This is a genomic window from Klebsiella sp. JB_Kp031 (assembly GCF_040064295.1).
In the GTDB taxonomy this organism is placed as follows: Bacteria; Pseudomonadota; Gammaproteobacteria; order Enterobacterales; family Enterobacteriaceae; genus Klebsiella; species Klebsiella quasipneumoniae.
Genome location: NZ_JBEAJW010000040.1, coordinates 90,737 through 105,188, shown reverse-complemented (window position 1 = coordinate 105,188; position 14,452 = coordinate 90,737). Strand labels below are relative to the sequence as shown.

Here is a 14,452-nt window from a genome sequence, read left to right as displayed (position 1 = left end):
CTGTCCCTCGCTCAGTCTGCCAGGAAAGCCGTATGACTAAGACAACCATCGACATTCAGGCCTTTATCAACGAGCACCCCTTCACCCGCTACCAGTGGATGATCCTCGCGCTCTGCTTCATCACCGTCGCGATGGACGGGTTCGACACCGCGATCATCGGATTCATCGCCTCCGACCTGGTCCAGGAATGGGGCGTGGAAAAATCAGCCCTCGGCCCGGTGATGAGCGCCGCGCTGGTTGGCCTGGCGGTCGGCGCGTTAACCGCGGGACCACTGGCTGACCGTATCGGCCGCAAGAAAGTGCTGATTATGTCGATCGTGGTGTTCGGAGGATTCAGCCTGCTCACCGCCTTTGCCACCAGCCTTAACCAGCTGACGCTGCTGCGCTTCCTGACCGGCCTGGGCCTCGGCGCGGCGATGCCCAATGCCGCGACGCTAATGAGCGAATATGCGCCGGAGCGCCGTCGGGCGCTGCTGGTGAACCTGATGTTTGTCGGCTTTCCGATGGGCTCGTCGCTGGGCGGCTTTTTATCCGCCTGGATGATCCCGCACTATGGTTGGCAGAGCGTGCTGGTACTGGGCGGCGTGATGCCTCTCCTGCTGGCGGTAGCATTAATTTTCCTGCTGCCGGAGTCCGCCCGCTATCTGGTGGTGAAGCGTCAGCCGGCGCAGCGCATTGCCACTATCCTGCGGCGTATTGCGCCGCTGCCGGAGACGGTGGAGTTTGAGCTGCGCGAAGCAGGCCAGGTGAAAGAGAAGTCGGCTATCGGCGTCATTTTCTCCCCACGCTACGCAGTGGGTACCGTGATGCTGTGCCTGACCTACTTTATGGGTCTGCTGATCTTCTATCTCCTGACCAGCTGGCTGCCGCTGCTGATCCGTGAAACCGGCGCATCGATGAGTCAGGCCTCAATTATCACCGCCCTGTTCCCGCTCGGCGGCGGAATTGGCGTGCTGATCCTCGGTGCTCTGATGGACAAGATCAATCCCAATAAGGTGGTGGCCGTCGGCTGGCTGCTGACCGGCGTTTTCGTCTGTCTGGTGGGCTTCTCTACCAGCAGCCTGGCACTGATGGGGGTGATGGTGTTCATCGCCGGCAGTATTATGAACGGCGCGCAGTCGTCGATGCCGGCGCTGGCGGCAGGCTTCTACCCGACGCAAGGGCGCGCCACCGGCGTGGCCTGGATGCTGGGCATTGGCCGCTTCGGCGGGATCCTTGGCGCGTTCAGCGGCGCCTTCCTGATGCAAGCCCAGCTCTCGTTTGAGACCATTTTCACCCTGCTGGCTATCCCGGCATTCCTGTCAGCCATCGCGCTGCTGATTAAATATCGGGTCAGTAAATCAGCGCCGACGGCGACAGAGGACGCGAGAGGTCTGCAGAAAGCCTGATCGACAAGCCGGCGTCCCGCGCCGGCTTTGCCGCTTTTTTCTTATCCGTTTACAAAAATTTTCGAAGCCACTCCATCGTATTAGTAATCATGCTCTTAGGCACCGCTGCCGTTCGGCTATTGGGGCTGATTCGATAACCTGCTGGCAAATAATCACGGGCGTTACCATCCTTGATGCTTTTTTCTGACTATTCTTAAAGAGCTTTAGAAAAATCTCTTCCGCTGTGTGATAAAAGGAGTTCTCAATGGAATATAAAGATCCCGTGTTTGAACTGCTGAGCAGCCTGGAACACATCGTTTTTAAGGAAGATAATCAGACACTTACCTCAAACCGTAAGTCCACTGTGTTTAGTGAATTTGAACAGCTGCGTAAAGGCACTGGACTTAAGATTGACGACTTCGCCAACGCCATGGGCGTGAGCGTCGCTATGGTAAGAGAGTGGGAATCGAGACGGGTAAGACCGTCCCCCACTGAGCTAAAATTAATGCGCCTGATTCAGGCCAACCCGCAGCTTTCAAGGCAGTTACTCGATTAATCCCGCGCGCAGCGGTAAGGGCCAGCAAGTGAGCTTTTACCGCTGCACCGTAAAAAAAGTTTGCTATCAGGTGCTGAACGTGCGTTAATGCTCGCAGGTTTGATGTACAGACCACAGAGCAGTCGAATAGAGCAGTCCTTCTAAGGTTATCCAAAGATACCCCCGTAGTGAACTTTCCCTTTATCGCTTTAAATCTGTAGTCCAGACCGCTACGCCGCAAGGCTCACTTATTTTTTTAAAGGTAATTCACTATGTCCGGTAAAATGACTGGTATCGTAAAATGGTTCAACGCTGACAAAGGCTTCGGCTTCATCACTCCTGACGATGGCTCTAAAGACGTGTTCGTACACTTCTCTGCTATCCAGAACGATGGCTACAAATCCCTGGATGAAGGTCAGAAAGTCTCCTTCACCATCGAAAGCGGCGCTAAAGGCCCGGCAGCTGGCAACGTAACTTCTCTGTAAGTTCAAGCCGCTAAGAATCAAGAATCCCTGCCTGATGGCGGGGATTTTTTTTATCTGTCGCCAACAGCCGCCAGCTTACGATGGCGGCTGTTGGGCATTCAGAGCCGGGTATAGCGCCAGCCCGTTTCCTCCCATGCCAGACTATGGGTCAGCCTCAGACCTTGTAAAAACGCCTCATCATGCGACACCACCAGCATCGCGCCGGGAAACGCCGCCAGCGCGCTTTCAATAGCCTGCGTCGATGCTAAATCGAGATGGTTGGTCGGCTCATCCAACAACAGCAGCTGGGCAGGCTCGCGTCGCCAGAGCACGCACGCCAGGGCCGCTTTCAGGCGTTCGCCGCCGCTGAGCGCCGACAGCGGCAGAGTGACCTTCTCCGCGCCCAGCTGCAGCTGCGCCAGGCGGGTGCGCAGGAGGCCCTCATCCAGCGGGGTATCTTCCAGGCTCAGGTGCGCCATGACCGACAGGGATAAATCCAGCTGCGTCAGATGTTGATCGAGGTAAGCGGCGCTCACCGACAGCCGGACATCGCCTGAGGCGGCCTGCTCCAGCCCCAGCAGCGTTTTCAGCAAAGTGGTTTTGCCACAGCCGTTCGGCCCCTTTAGCGCGATGCGCATCGGACCATCCACGCGCCAGTCCAGCGGCGCAGCCGGTGCATGGTCGAGCTGTAATGACTCCACCACCAGCACCTGCTTGCCGGCGGCCACTTCGCTGCCCGGCAGGGTGAACATCACCGGCGTATCCTCTTCCACCCGCTCTCGCGCCTGCTGCACGGCGCCATTCAGACTGCTGTTCTGTTCACGATGCTGACGGCGCAGCGTTCCCGGACGCTCTTTTGCCGCGCCTTTGTACTTCACACGTTCAAAAGAGGCGATATTCAGGGTATCAACGGTACGCAGCGTCTGCGCCGAGCGCCGCTGGGCGGCGTCATGCTCCTTTTGCATTCGCGCGCGGGTGCGCCGTCGTTCGGTCACGGCATGCTCCAGCGCCGCGCGCGCAGCCTGCTGCTCCGCCTCACGCTGCCGCTGATATTCATCATAGTTGCCGCCGTAGCTGCGCAGCGCCGTCGGCGTCAGCTCAATAATCCTCGGCATCCGCGTCAGCAGCTCGCGGTCGTGGCTGGCGATCAGCGCCCCGCCCTGCCAGCTTTCCAGCTGGTGATAGAGCCACTCCCGCCCCTGGCGGTCCAGATGGTTGGTAGGCTCATCCAGCAGCAGATAATCGGCGCCGGAGACAAAGGCGCCGCACAGCAGAGCCTTCATCCGCTCGCCGCCGCTGAGTGAAAACGCGGGGCGATCGGCAGAGAACGGCGGGAGATCGGCTTCACGGAAAGCTAAACTCAGGCGATCGGTGAGATCCCAGTGGCCATCCAATAGCTCGAAATCGTCGGCCAGTCCATTACCCTGTTCAAGGCGGAACAAGGCGTCAAATACCGGCGCATAGCCGAGCAGCGCGGCGAGGGTGGTCGCCGGCGTAAGCGTCGGCTGCTGCGCTACCCAGGCCACGGCGGCGGCGCGCTCGATATGGCCGCCGGCAGGAGAATCAAGGCCCGCCAGCAGGCGCAGCAGGCGCGTCTTACCGACGCCGTTCCGGCCGACCAGACCGCAAAGAGACGGTTCCAGCGATAAATTTAGCGGACCAAACAGGGTCTGTCCCGTCGCAAACTGACAGGTGACCTGATGTAAAACAAAAGCGGGGATGTGGGCGCAATGAGCCATAAGCACTCCTGAATGAAATCAATACTCCCCTACCCGCAACATCTGCGAGGTAAGGCGTGAAATTCATCAGTCGTGTTTGTTCATTTGTGGGGCGCGCTCCAGTGAGACGAGGGATTCGTCGGGGCATAGGATAGTCACACTCCGCTATGAATTTCAAGCCCGTTTAATTCAACGACCGTGTAAAAATAAAAAGGCCTCCTGATATCAGGAGGCAAAGGATTTATTTGGTGAACAATGAAAGGGTGCATTGAGAATACCTGACACCGCAAGCATGGTGGGGATAGATCCCCACCAGATGCTCTTACTGTTTAATATCACAGGCTAAGAATGCCACCAGCTCAATATTTCCCTGCCTGATCTGTAATTCACATAGCGAATCACGAACCATCCAGGTCAATAATAAAACAGTGAAGCAAATCACTACTAAGCCAAACAACAGATACTTTTGCGGCATTCCTCGCCTCCCGTGTTGATTTTCAACAAGTAAGAGGCTACTCTTATGGTGTTCATGCATAGGGGAGCCTCACTTTGATTACTATCAGGTGGGGCTTTTCTCTGTCTGCCTCCCGCTGAATACCTGAGACACACAGTCTCAAGCACCCGCCGCCATTCTAGCGTAAATACCTCGCGGAATTATGTTTATATATTCCTAAACATTTCTTATCGATGAATGAAAATAATGAAGATATCAATGACAGAATTATTAGCGGTTCACCTATTTATATTTCACGTATAAAAAAACCTGCCCTGAGGCAGGTCTTTTATTATTTCCGATACGCTTACTGCAGCAGAGAAATATCCGCTACCTGCAGGAACAGCTCGCGCAGTTTGGACAGCAGCGTCAGACGGTTGATGCGAACATCTTTGTCTTCAGCGTTAACCATCACGTTCTCGAAGAACTCATCCACCGGCTCGCGCAGGGCGGCCAGCTCGATCAGCGCATCCTGATAGCGGCCTGCGGCGAAGTACGGCTGCAGCTTGTCGCGCAGCACCACCAGATTGCCCGCCAGCTTAATTTCCGCCGCTTCTTTCAGCACCGAAGCGTGAACGATGTCGTTCAGCGTTTCGTCGGATTTCGCCAGGATGTTGGAGACACGCTTGTTCGCCGCCGCCAGCGCGGAGGACTCTTCCAGAGTACGGAAGTGCGATACCGCCTTCATACGCGCATCGAAATCCGCCGGGCGGGTTGGACGACGCGCCAGTACCGCCTGGATAGTGTCGACACCGTAGCCTTCGTCCTGATACCAGGCGCGGAAACGGCCCAGCATAAAGTCGATCACGTCATCGACCACGTTGGCGTTGGTCAGCTTCTCACCGTACAGACGCACCGCTTCTTCAGTCAGCGTTTGCAGATCGAGATTCAGGTTCTTCTCGACGATAATACGCAGGACGCCCAGCGCGGCGCGGCGCAGCGCAAACGGGTCTTTATCGCCTTTCGGGTGCTGGCCGATACCGAAGATACCCGCCAGGGTGTCCATCTTATCGGCAATCGCCACCGCGCAGGCCACCGGGTTAGACGGCAGCGCGTCGCCGGCAAAGCGCGGCTGATACTGTTCGTTCAGCGCCACGGCCACATCTTCCGCTTCGCCATCATGGCGCGCGTAGTGCATCCCCATCACGCCCTGGGTGTCGGTGAACTCGAAGACCATGTTGGTCATCAGGTCGCACTTGGACAGCAGGCCCGCGCGGGTCGCGTGGTTCACGTCAGCGCCAATCTGCTCGGCAATCCAGCCCGCCAGCGCCTGAATGCGATCGGTCTTGTCGCGCAACGTCCCCAGCTGCTGCTGGAACAGCACGGTTTCCAGACGCGGCAGGTTGTCTTCCAGACGTTTTTTACGGTCGGTGTTGAAGAAGAACTCGGCATCGGCCAGACGCGGACGGACTACCTTCTCGTTACCGGAGATGATCTGCTGCGGATCTTTCGACTCGATGTTAGCGACGAAGATAAAGTTCGGCAGCAGCTTACCGGCGTTGTCGTAGACAGGGAAGTACTTCTGGTCGCCCTTCATGGTGTAAACCAGCGCTTCAGACGGCACCGCGAGGAATTTTTCTTCGAACTTCGCCGTCAGCACCACCGGCCATTCCACCAGCGAGGTGACTTCTTCCAGCAGGCTTTCGCTCAGATCGGCTTTACCGCCAATCTTACGCGCCGCCTCTTCCGCATCGGCTTTGATTTTGGCTTTACGCTGTTCGTAATCGGCGATGACTTTACCGCGCTCCAGCAGGATCTGCGGATACTGGTCGGCATGGTCGATGGTGAATTCCGGCTCGCCCATAAAGCGATGGCCGCGGATCACGCGATCGGACGGAATACCGAGGATAGTAGCCGGGATCACTTTGTCACCCAGCAGCAGCGTGACGGTGTGAACCGGGCGCACGAAGTGGACGTCAGACGCGCCCCAGCGCATCAGTTTCGGGATCGGCAGCTTCGCCAGCGAGCTGGCAATCATGTTCGGCAGCAGGGCTTCAGTGCTTTCGCCCTTCACATGGGCGCGATACAGCAGCCACTCGCCTTTGTCCGTGGTCAGACGTTCGGCCTGATCGACGGTGATACCGCAGCCGCGCGCCCAGCCTTCGGCCGCTTTGCTTGGCTTGCCTTCGGCATCGAACGCCTGGGCAACGGCCGGGCCGCGTTTTTCCACTTCGCGATCGGCCTGCGCCGCCGCCAGGTTGGCTACCTTCAGCGCCAGACGTCGCGGAGCGGCAAACCATTCCACTTTACCGTGCGCGAGGCCGGCGTTATCCAGCTCTGCGGTCACGTTCGCAGCAAAAGATTCCGCCAGGCTGCGCAGCGCTTTTGGTGGCAGCTCTTCAGTGCCGATTTCCACCAGAAAAGTATTCTCAGACATGGCCGCCTCTTATTTATTCTTGTTGCACATCGGGAAGCCGAGCGCTTCACGGGAAGCGTAGTACGCTTCCGCCACTGCTTTCGTCAGGGTGCGAATGCGCAGGATATAGCGCTGACGCTCGGTGACGGAGATGGCTTTACGCGCATCCAGCAGGTTGAAGCTGTGAGCCGCTTTCAGAATACGCTCGTAGGCCGGCAGCGGCAGCGGGGTCTCCAGCGCCAGCAGCTGCTGGGCCTCTTTCTCATACTGCTCGAAGCAGGAGAAGAGGAAATCGACGTCGGCGTATTCGAAGTTATAGGTGGACTGCTCCACTTCGTTCTGGTGGAACACGTCGCCGTAAGTGGTTTTCCCCAGCGGGCCGTCGCTCCAGACCAGGTCGTAGACGCTGTCGACGCCCTGGATGTACATCGCCAGACGCTCCAGACCGTAGGTGATCTCGCCGGTCACCGGCTTACACTCCAGGCCGCCCACCTGCTGGAAGTAGGTGAACTGCGTCACTTCCATGCCGTTGAGCCACACTTCCCAACCAAGACCCCAGGCTCCCAGCGTCGGGTTTTCCCAGTTGTCTTCGACGAAGCGAATGTCGTGAATGGTCGGGTCCATACCCAGCTCTTTCAGCGACCCGAGGTACAGCTCCTGGATGTTGTCCGGAGAAGGCTTAATCACCACCTGGAACTGATAGTAATGCTGTAAACGGTTCGGGTTTTCGCCATAGCGGCCATCGGTTGGACGACGGGAAGGCTGTACGTAGGCGGTCGCCATCGGCTCCGGCCCTAACGCGCGCAGGCAGGTCATCGGGTGAGAGGTGCCGGCGCCGACTTCCATGTCCAGTGGTTGAACAATGGTGCAGCCCTGACGAGCCCAGTAATCCTGTAAGGTCAGGATCAGGCCCTGGAAGGTCCTGGTATCAAACTTTTGCATATGATTTCGTGCTGGATACGTGTGGATTTAAAGGAAGGAGTCAGTATACCCGCTGGCTGCGAGATATACAGTACGAAACGGCGTAGTTTCAGGAAAACGGACGAAATTTACGCCAGGTGGGGTCGATTCAGCGCATCGAAAGATGCATAAACTGGCCGTCCGGGTCAAAGGAACAGATGAAACGTTCATTCTTGCCGGTACGGCCCGACAGCTCATAGCTTGCCTGGAATTGTTCAAAATGGTTCACGTCAACTAACTGCGTTTGCGTGTTATAGCGGATAGCGGCCTGGTCCTTGCAAAGCTGCGCCATATTGAGCGTGGTTTGCGGGGTAATACGCGCGCGCTGCGCTTTTTGCGCCGGCGGGGAAACGGTCTCGCTGCAGCCCGCAAGGAGCAGCACCAGCATTATGGAAACGACACCTTTCACCACGTTCTCCTCCACCGCCTTGTTAGCAAGTTGTTATCGTAAATATTCAGTATTACAGGTATTTTGCGAATATCATGAAACATCGACAAGCCTGTGACCAAAAACTCAGACTAATCTCGTGCGACACCGGGGCATAAGGCGGGTCAGACCTTATTTCGCCAGTAGACTTTGAGGGACGGATGCAAGAAAAGATTCACTGGATCACCAACCTGCGCGGCATTGCCTGCATGATGGTGGTGATGATCCACAGTACCAGCTGGTATATCACTCATCCGCATGCGATTACACTGCTGCAATGGGATATCGCCAATCTGCTCAATTCCGCCTCCCGCGTCAGCGTGCCGCTGTTTTTTATGATCTCGGGCTACCTCTTTTTTGGGGAACGCAGCGCCCAGCCGCGCCACTTCTGGCGGATTGGCCTGTGCATTGCGTTCTATAGCGCGCTTTCTCTGCTGTATATCGCGCTGTTTACCCATATCAACGTCGAGCTGTCGTTAAAGAATGTGCTGCAGAAGCCTGTCTTCTACCACCTGTGGTTTTTCTTTGCTATCACCGTTATCTATCTGCTCTCGCCGCTTATTCAGGTTAAGTCCGTCAGCGGCAAAATGCTGCTGACGCTGATGGCGATCCTCGGCATTCTGGCCAACCCCAATATGGTCGGCGTCAAAGCCGCCGGGATTGAGTGGTTGCCGGTCAACCTCTATATCAATGGCGACACCTTTTATTACGTGCTCTACGGCGTGCTGGGCAGGGCCATTGGCACCCTGAACACGGATAAAAAATGGCTGACCCCGCTCTGCGCCGCGCTGTTCCTCGCCGCCGTGTGGGTCATCTCCCGCGGCACGCTGCATGAGCTACGCTGGCGCGGGGACTTCGGCGACACCTGGTATCTCTACTGCGGACCGGCGGTGTTCGTTTGCGCGGTCACCCTGCTGACGCTCGCCAAAAACTGGCTTAACGCGCGTCCCCTGCCCGGTATCGAATGTATTGCGCGTCATTCTCTGGGGATTTACGGCTTCCATGCCCTGATTGTGCATGCGCTGCGCGCCAGCCATCTGGAACTGAGCCGCTGGCCGCTGCTGGATATTGTGTGGATTTTCAGCGCCGCCCTGCTCGGCAGTCTGCTGCTGTCCGGCCTGGTGCAGCGGGTTGATCGCCGCCGGCTGGTCAGCTAACGGCCCGGCGTACCGGACAACCGGGCGCCTATTCCGTTTTTTGCACCGCGCGGGCGACGCGGGCCCGTTCGGGGGTCGCAGATGCGCCGTATAAGCAGACAAACCACGCCGCGATATAGACGGCTTTTTCATGCCAGTCTGCCGGCACATGCCAGGCGCCTACCAGCAGCAGGCCCGCCGACAGCAGCAACACCAGCCGGCATAACGCGATAAATCCGTCGTCCTGCCCCTGCCACCGTCTGGCGCGCTGATGGGCGAGGACGGCAAACATCCCCATCACCAGCACGCCAAGAAAATAACCTTTACCGCTAAACAGCGGGCAGGTCCGCCAGATACCCAGCAGATAAACCAGCGACCCTGCTGCCATCATCCCTCTGGCAATACTGCGTTTTATATTCATCGCTCCTCCCTGTCGACACGCGCTGATTATGACCGAACCGCCCGGCGATGGCGCAGGCCAGGTGCAGCAAAGCTGACATTTCGGAATTAATAAATACGTGTTTTGGATGAATGCAGACTGGACATTCAGGGGAGTAATCCGCCCGGCGCTGCCGGACGGACTGAGGCTATGACATCAGCGGTTTCAGCTGCTGATAAATCTGGCGGAAGGTTTCCCGCTGCGGCGCATAGTGGGCCACTCGGCGATCGTCCGGGCGATGCGCTTGCTCAAGCGGCAGCGGCGTCAACAGCCCGGCGCGGTCGGCTTCGCCGTGCACCGCCAGCTGCGCCAGCCTGGCCGCCCCCAGCGCCGGGCCGACGTCGCCCCCGGTACGGTAATCGAGCTGCTGGCCGCTGATATCCGCCAGCATTTGTCGCCAGTAAGCGCTACGCGCCCCGCCGCCGATAAGGGTGATGCTCTGCGGCTTGATGCCGCAGGCGTGTACCACGTCCATACCGTCCGCCAGCGCATAGCCCACCCCCTCCAGTACTGCCCGCGCCAGCTCTGCCGGCCCATGCTGATGCGTCAGGCCGAAGAAGACGCCCTTGGCCTGCGGGTTGTTGTGCGGCGTGCGTTCGCCCGACAGATAGGGCAGGAACCACACCGGACCGGCGCTCTCGTCGGCTGACTGTGCCGCCGCAATCAGCGCCGGCACGCTGGCGAGACCGGTTAATTTCGCCGCCCAGTCCAGACAGGAGGCCGCGCTGAGCATCACCGACATCAAATGCCAGCGGCCCGGTAGCGCATGACAAAAGCTATGCACCGCGCTTTCAGGCTTGCTGAGGAATCCTTCGCTGACCGCGAAATACACACCTGAAGTGCCCAGCGACAGCATCGCCTGACCGGCATCGGCCATGCCAACCCCGACCGCGCCAGCGGCGTTGTCGCCGCCGCCCCCCACCACCAGCGCCTGTGGCATATTCCACGCCTGCGCCACCTCCGGGCGCAGCTGCCCGGTGACGTCGCTGCCTTCAAACAGGGCCGGCATCGCGTCCCGGCTGAGATCGCAGGCGGCGAGCATCTCATCGCTCCAGTCGCGTCGGGCGACGTCCATCCACAGGGTACCGGCGGCGTCAGACATATCGCTGGCAAGCTCGCCGGTCATCCGCAGACGCAGATAATCCTTCGGCAGCAGCACTTTATCGACCTGGCTGAACACCGCCGCCTCGTGGCGCTGCACCCACAAGAGCTTCGGCGCCGTAAAGCCCGGCATCATCAGGTTGCCGGTGATCTGCCGGGAAGCGCTGACTTTTTCCTCCAGCAGCTGGCACTCTTCGCCGCAGCGGCCGTCATTCCATAAAATGGCAGGACGCAGCACCTGTAACGATTTATCCAGCAGGGTGGCGCCGTGCATCTGCCCGGCGATCCCCAGCGCCTTCACGTCGCGCAGACTATGCTGCGCGCCCAGGGCTTTCATCGCCGTGTCCGTCGCCTGCCACCACTGCTCGGGATCTTGTTCCGACCACAGCGGATGCGGACGCGAGACGGTAAGCTTTTCGGTATGCGATGCCACCACATCACCCTGCTCATTGAGCAGAATGGCTTTGACGCCCGATGTCCCCAGATCGATGCCGATATACATACTCCCTCTCCTTAAACGCGCGCCACGGCTGAGCGTGGCGCGAACAGAGCATCCTGGTGGCGACCCCGGTCACGCCGGACGCCGCCGCATGATTACTTGTCAAACAGATAATGGTTGACCAGGTTTTCCAGTTGTTCCTGCTGGCCGCTGCGATGGTGCGGCGCCAGCTGATGCTGAACGGCATACTGGGCAATGTCGCTGAGGGTCATCTGCCCGTTCAGGATCTGCTGCCCCAGCTCGCCGTTCCAGCCGGCGTAGCGTTTGGCCACGCGTTTATCCAGCTCACCGTCCTCGATCATCCGCGCCGCGACCTTCAGCGACAGCGCCATGGTATCCATCGCGCCGATATGGCCATAGAACAGATCGTATTTGTCGGTGCTCTGACGGCGCACTTTCGCATCAAAATTGAGGCCGCCGGTGGTGAAGCCGCCCGCTTTGAGAATTTCATACATCACCAGCGCGTTCTCTTCGACGCTGTTCGGGAACTGGTCGGTATCCCAGCCCAGCTGCGGATCGCCGCGGTTGGCGTCGACGGAACCGAACAGCCCCAGCGCGATGGCCGTCGCGATCTCATGATGGAACGAGTGGCCGGCGAGGGTCGCATGGTTGGCTTCAATGTTCAGTTTAATCTCTTTTTCCAGGCCAAACTGCTTGAGGAAGCCGTAAACGGTAGAGGCATCATAATCATACTGATGCTTGGTAGGCTCCTGCGGTTTGGGCTCGATCAGCAGCGTGCCTTTAAAGCCGATTTTGTGCTTATGCTCCACCACCAGCTGCATAAAGCGGCCAATCTGTTCACGCTCCTGGCGCAGGTCGGTATTCAGCAGGGTTTCATAGCCCTCGCGACCGCCCCACAGAACATAGTTTTCGCCGCCCAGCTGATGGGTGGCATTCATGGCGGTGACCACCTGGGTGGCCGCCCAGCTGAACACTTCCGGGTCCGGGTTGGTGGCCGCGCCAGCGCCGTAGCGCGGGTTGGTGAAGCAGTTTGCGGTCCCCCACAGAAGCTTGACGCCGCTCTGCTGCTGCTTCTCCGCCAGTACCTCGACCATCCGGGCGAAGTTATTGCTGTACTCCTTGAGCGAACTCCCTTCCGGCGAGACGTCAACGTCGTGGAAGCAGTAGTAAGGCACGTTGAGTTTATGGAAAAATTCGAACGCCACATCGGCTTTGCGTTTGGCCATCTCCAGGGCGTCGCCAGGCTGCTGCCATGGGCGATCGAAGGAGCCCACGCCAAACATATCGGCGCCATTCCAGCAGAAAGTGTGCCAGTAACAGGCCGCAAAACGCAGATGATCTTCCATCCGTTTGCCCAGCACCAGTTCATCCGGGTTGTAATGACGGAAAGCCAGCGGGTTAGTGGATTTCGGGCCTTCGTAACGAACGCGATCGAGTTGATCGAAATAGGTCTGCATAGAGAACTCCATATTCAGAGATGCGGCGAATAACCAATCAGGTACCCTAAATAATTCGAGTTGCAGGAAGGCGGCAGGAGCGCGAGTCCCCGATAACCAGGGGGCGAAGCAACGAATGTCACCAACACACCTACAACTTGAAGTATGACGGGTTTAAGCCAATATAGAATTTCGCTTTCATTTTCCTCAATTACGTTATTTCACACCGCCATTGAGAGAATCCACAAACGTGCGCTAGCTCGCAAAAAATAATATCTGCTCGTTCTTCTGCCGTCCTGTCAGAGAAGTCCAGTGCAATAATAAGAGTGTGCATGAATAAAATACGATCGCCGTCATAATTTACGCATTAAACGAAATTTCATAACCGCAAAATAAAAACCGGTAATTGCCAGCCCTGCTTTCCGCGTTAAGAATCTGTAACGTATCCGCAACCTCATGTATCAAACATTATTTTCCGTTCGTCTTACCTACCCTTACAAAAAAGGTATCGTTATTATGAAGATAAAGAACCTTTGCCTTACGCTTTGCGCCAGCTCCCTCCTGCTCGCCAGCATGGCGGGGATGGCGAAAGAAGTGAAGATTGGCATGGCCATCGACGATCTGCGTCTGGAGCGCTGGCAGAAAGACCGCGATATTTTCGTCAATAAAGCGGAATCCTTAGGCGCCAAAGTTTTTGTTCAGTCCGCCAATGGCAATGAAGAAACGCAAATGTCGCAAATTGAAAACATGATCAACCGCGGCGTCGATGTCTTAGTCATTATTCCTTATAACGGTCAGGTGCTCAGCAACGTTATTAAAGAGGCCAAACAGGAAGGTATTAAAGTCCTGGCCTATGATCGTATGATTAATAATGCTGATATTGATTTTTATATTTCTTTCGACAATGAAAAAGTCGGCGAAATGCAGGCGCAAAGCCTGGTCGACAAAGTGCCGCAGGGTAATTATTTCCTGATGGGCGGTTCGCCGGTGGATAATAATGCCAAACTGTTCCGCGCCGGGCAGATGAAGGTTCTCAAGCCGTATGTCGATGAGGGCAAAATTAAGATTGTCGGCGATCAGTGGGTTGACGGCTGGCTGCCGGAAAACGCGCTGAAAATAATGGAAAACGCGTTGACGGCGAATAATAACAAAATCGACGCCGTGGTTGCCTCCAATGACGCCACCGCCGGCGGCGCCATCCAGGCCTTAACCGCCCAGGGGCTGGCCGGCAAAGTGGCGATCTCCGGTCAGGATGCTGACCTGGCGGGCGTGAAGCGCATTATTTCCGGTACCCAGACGATGACCGTCTATAAACCGATTACCACCCTGGCCACCAACGCCGCCGAAATCGCCGTTGAGCTGGGCAACGATAAGCAGCCGAAGTCTGATACTACGCTGAATAACGGCTTAAAAGATGTCCCTTCGCGCCTGTTAACGCCAATTGAAGTGAATAAAGAGAATATCGACGCCACGGTGATTAAAGACGGTTTCCATAAAAAGAGTGAACTGTAATGGCTGACGCCCCGCTGCGGGGCGTCATTTTCATCCCGCCGGATATCA

13 protein-coding genes are annotated in these 14,452 nt (G+C 57.3%); 5 read left to right on the top strand and 8 right to left on the bottom strand.

The window, feature by feature from the left end:
- Positions 1 to 32 precede the first annotated feature (32 nt).
- From ABLV64_RS20305 to cspA, 3 genes are all read left to right on the top strand, one after another.
- Positions 33 to 1,388 carry an MFS transporter gene (locus ABLV64_RS20305; RefSeq protein ID WP_257707987.1) on the top strand — a complete coding sequence of 452 codons (1,356 nt, stop codon included), beginning with the start codon at positions 33 to 35 and terminating at the stop codon, positions 1,386 to 1,388.
- A gap of 244 nt (positions 1,389 to 1,632) precedes the next feature.
- On the top strand, positions 1,633 to 1,923 hold the full coding sequence (locus ABLV64_RS20300; RefSeq protein WP_064183530.1) for an HTH-type transcriptional regulator: 291 nt from the start codon (positions 1,633 to 1,635) through the stop codon (positions 1,921 to 1,923).
- Positions 1,924 to 2,174: 251 nt separating this feature from the next.
- Positions 2,175 to 2,387, top strand: coding sequence for an RNA chaperone/antiterminator CspA (gene cspA, locus ABLV64_RS20295; RefSeq protein WP_000014594.1), 213 nt, complete (start codon positions 2,175 to 2,177; stop codon positions 2,385 to 2,387).
- 98 nt (positions 2,388 to 2,485) lie between these two features.
- On the opposite strand, the gene ABLV64_RS20290 is transcribed toward cspA, so the two are convergent.
- The 5 genes from ABLV64_RS20290 to ABLV64_RS20270 form a co-directional block, all read right to left on the bottom strand.
- Positions 2,486 to 4,105: an ATP-binding cassette domain-containing protein gene (locus ABLV64_RS20290; RefSeq protein ID WP_348843356.1), complete on the bottom strand. Its 1,620-nt coding sequence runs from the start codon at positions 4,103 to 4,105 to the stop codon at positions 2,486 to 2,488.
- 301 nt (positions 4,106 to 4,406) lie between these two features.
- Positions 4,407 to 4,559, bottom strand: a complete 153-nt coding sequence (hokA, locus tag ABLV64_RS20285) for a type I toxin-antitoxin system toxin HokA (RefSeq protein WP_348843357.1) — start codon at positions 4,557 to 4,559, stop codon at positions 4,407 to 4,409.
- Positions 4,560 to 4,884: 325 nt separating this feature from the next.
- On the bottom strand, positions 4,885 to 6,954 hold the full coding sequence (gene glyS, locus ABLV64_RS20280; protein WP_004205013.1) for a glycine--tRNA ligase subunit beta: 2,070 nt from the start codon (positions 6,952 to 6,954) through the stop codon (positions 4,885 to 4,887).
- Between the two features lie 9 nt (positions 6,955 to 6,963).
- Complete coding sequence (glyQ, locus tag ABLV64_RS20275) at positions 6,964 to 7,875, bottom strand: glycine--tRNA ligase subunit alpha (RefSeq protein WP_004205014.1); 912 nt, start codon at positions 7,873 to 7,875, stop codon at positions 6,964 to 6,966.
- Between the two features lie 127 nt (positions 7,876 to 8,002).
- Positions 8,003 to 8,302, bottom strand: coding sequence for a YsaB family lipoprotein (locus tag ABLV64_RS20270; RefSeq protein WP_025999219.1), 300 nt, complete (start codon positions 8,300 to 8,302; stop codon positions 8,003 to 8,005).
- A 179-nt stretch (positions 8,303 to 8,481) separates the two neighbouring features.
- Between ABLV64_RS20270 and ABLV64_RS20265 the strand changes: the two genes are divergently transcribed.
- Positions 8,482 to 9,477, top strand: coding sequence for an acyltransferase (locus ABLV64_RS20265; RefSeq protein ID WP_004205016.1), 996 nt, complete (start codon positions 8,482 to 8,484; stop codon positions 9,475 to 9,477).
- Between the two features lie 28 nt (positions 9,478 to 9,505).
- Here the strand turns inward: ABLV64_RS20265 and yiaB are convergent, their stop codons facing one another.
- From yiaB to xylA, 3 genes are all read right to left on the bottom strand, one after another.
- Positions 9,506 to 9,877 carry an inner membrane protein YiaB gene (yiaB, locus tag ABLV64_RS20260; protein WP_017900025.1) on the bottom strand — a complete coding sequence of 124 codons (372 nt, stop codon included), beginning with the start codon at positions 9,875 to 9,877 and terminating at the stop codon, positions 9,506 to 9,508.
- Between the two features lie 166 nt (positions 9,878 to 10,043).
- The gene (xylB, locus tag ABLV64_RS20255; RefSeq protein WP_004205018.1) at positions 10,044 to 11,498 is read right to left on the bottom strand and encodes a xylulokinase; all 1,455 of its coding nucleotides are present in this window, start codon (positions 11,496 to 11,498) and stop codon (positions 10,044 to 10,046) included.
- Between the two features lie 92 nt (positions 11,499 to 11,590).
- On the bottom strand, positions 11,591 to 12,913 hold the full coding sequence (gene xylA / locus ABLV64_RS20250) for a xylose isomerase (RefSeq protein ID WP_057212716.1): 1,323 nt from the start codon (positions 12,911 to 12,913) through the stop codon (positions 11,591 to 11,593).
- Positions 12,914 to 13,408: 495 nt separating this feature from the next.
- Here xylA and xylF point away from each other — a divergent pair, with 495 nt between their 5' ends.
- Positions 13,409 to 14,404: a D-xylose ABC transporter substrate-binding protein gene (gene xylF / locus ABLV64_RS20245; protein WP_017900027.1), complete on the top strand. Its 996-nt coding sequence runs from the start codon at positions 13,409 to 13,411 to the stop codon at positions 14,402 to 14,404.
- Positions 14,405 to 14,452 lie beyond the last annotated feature (48 nt).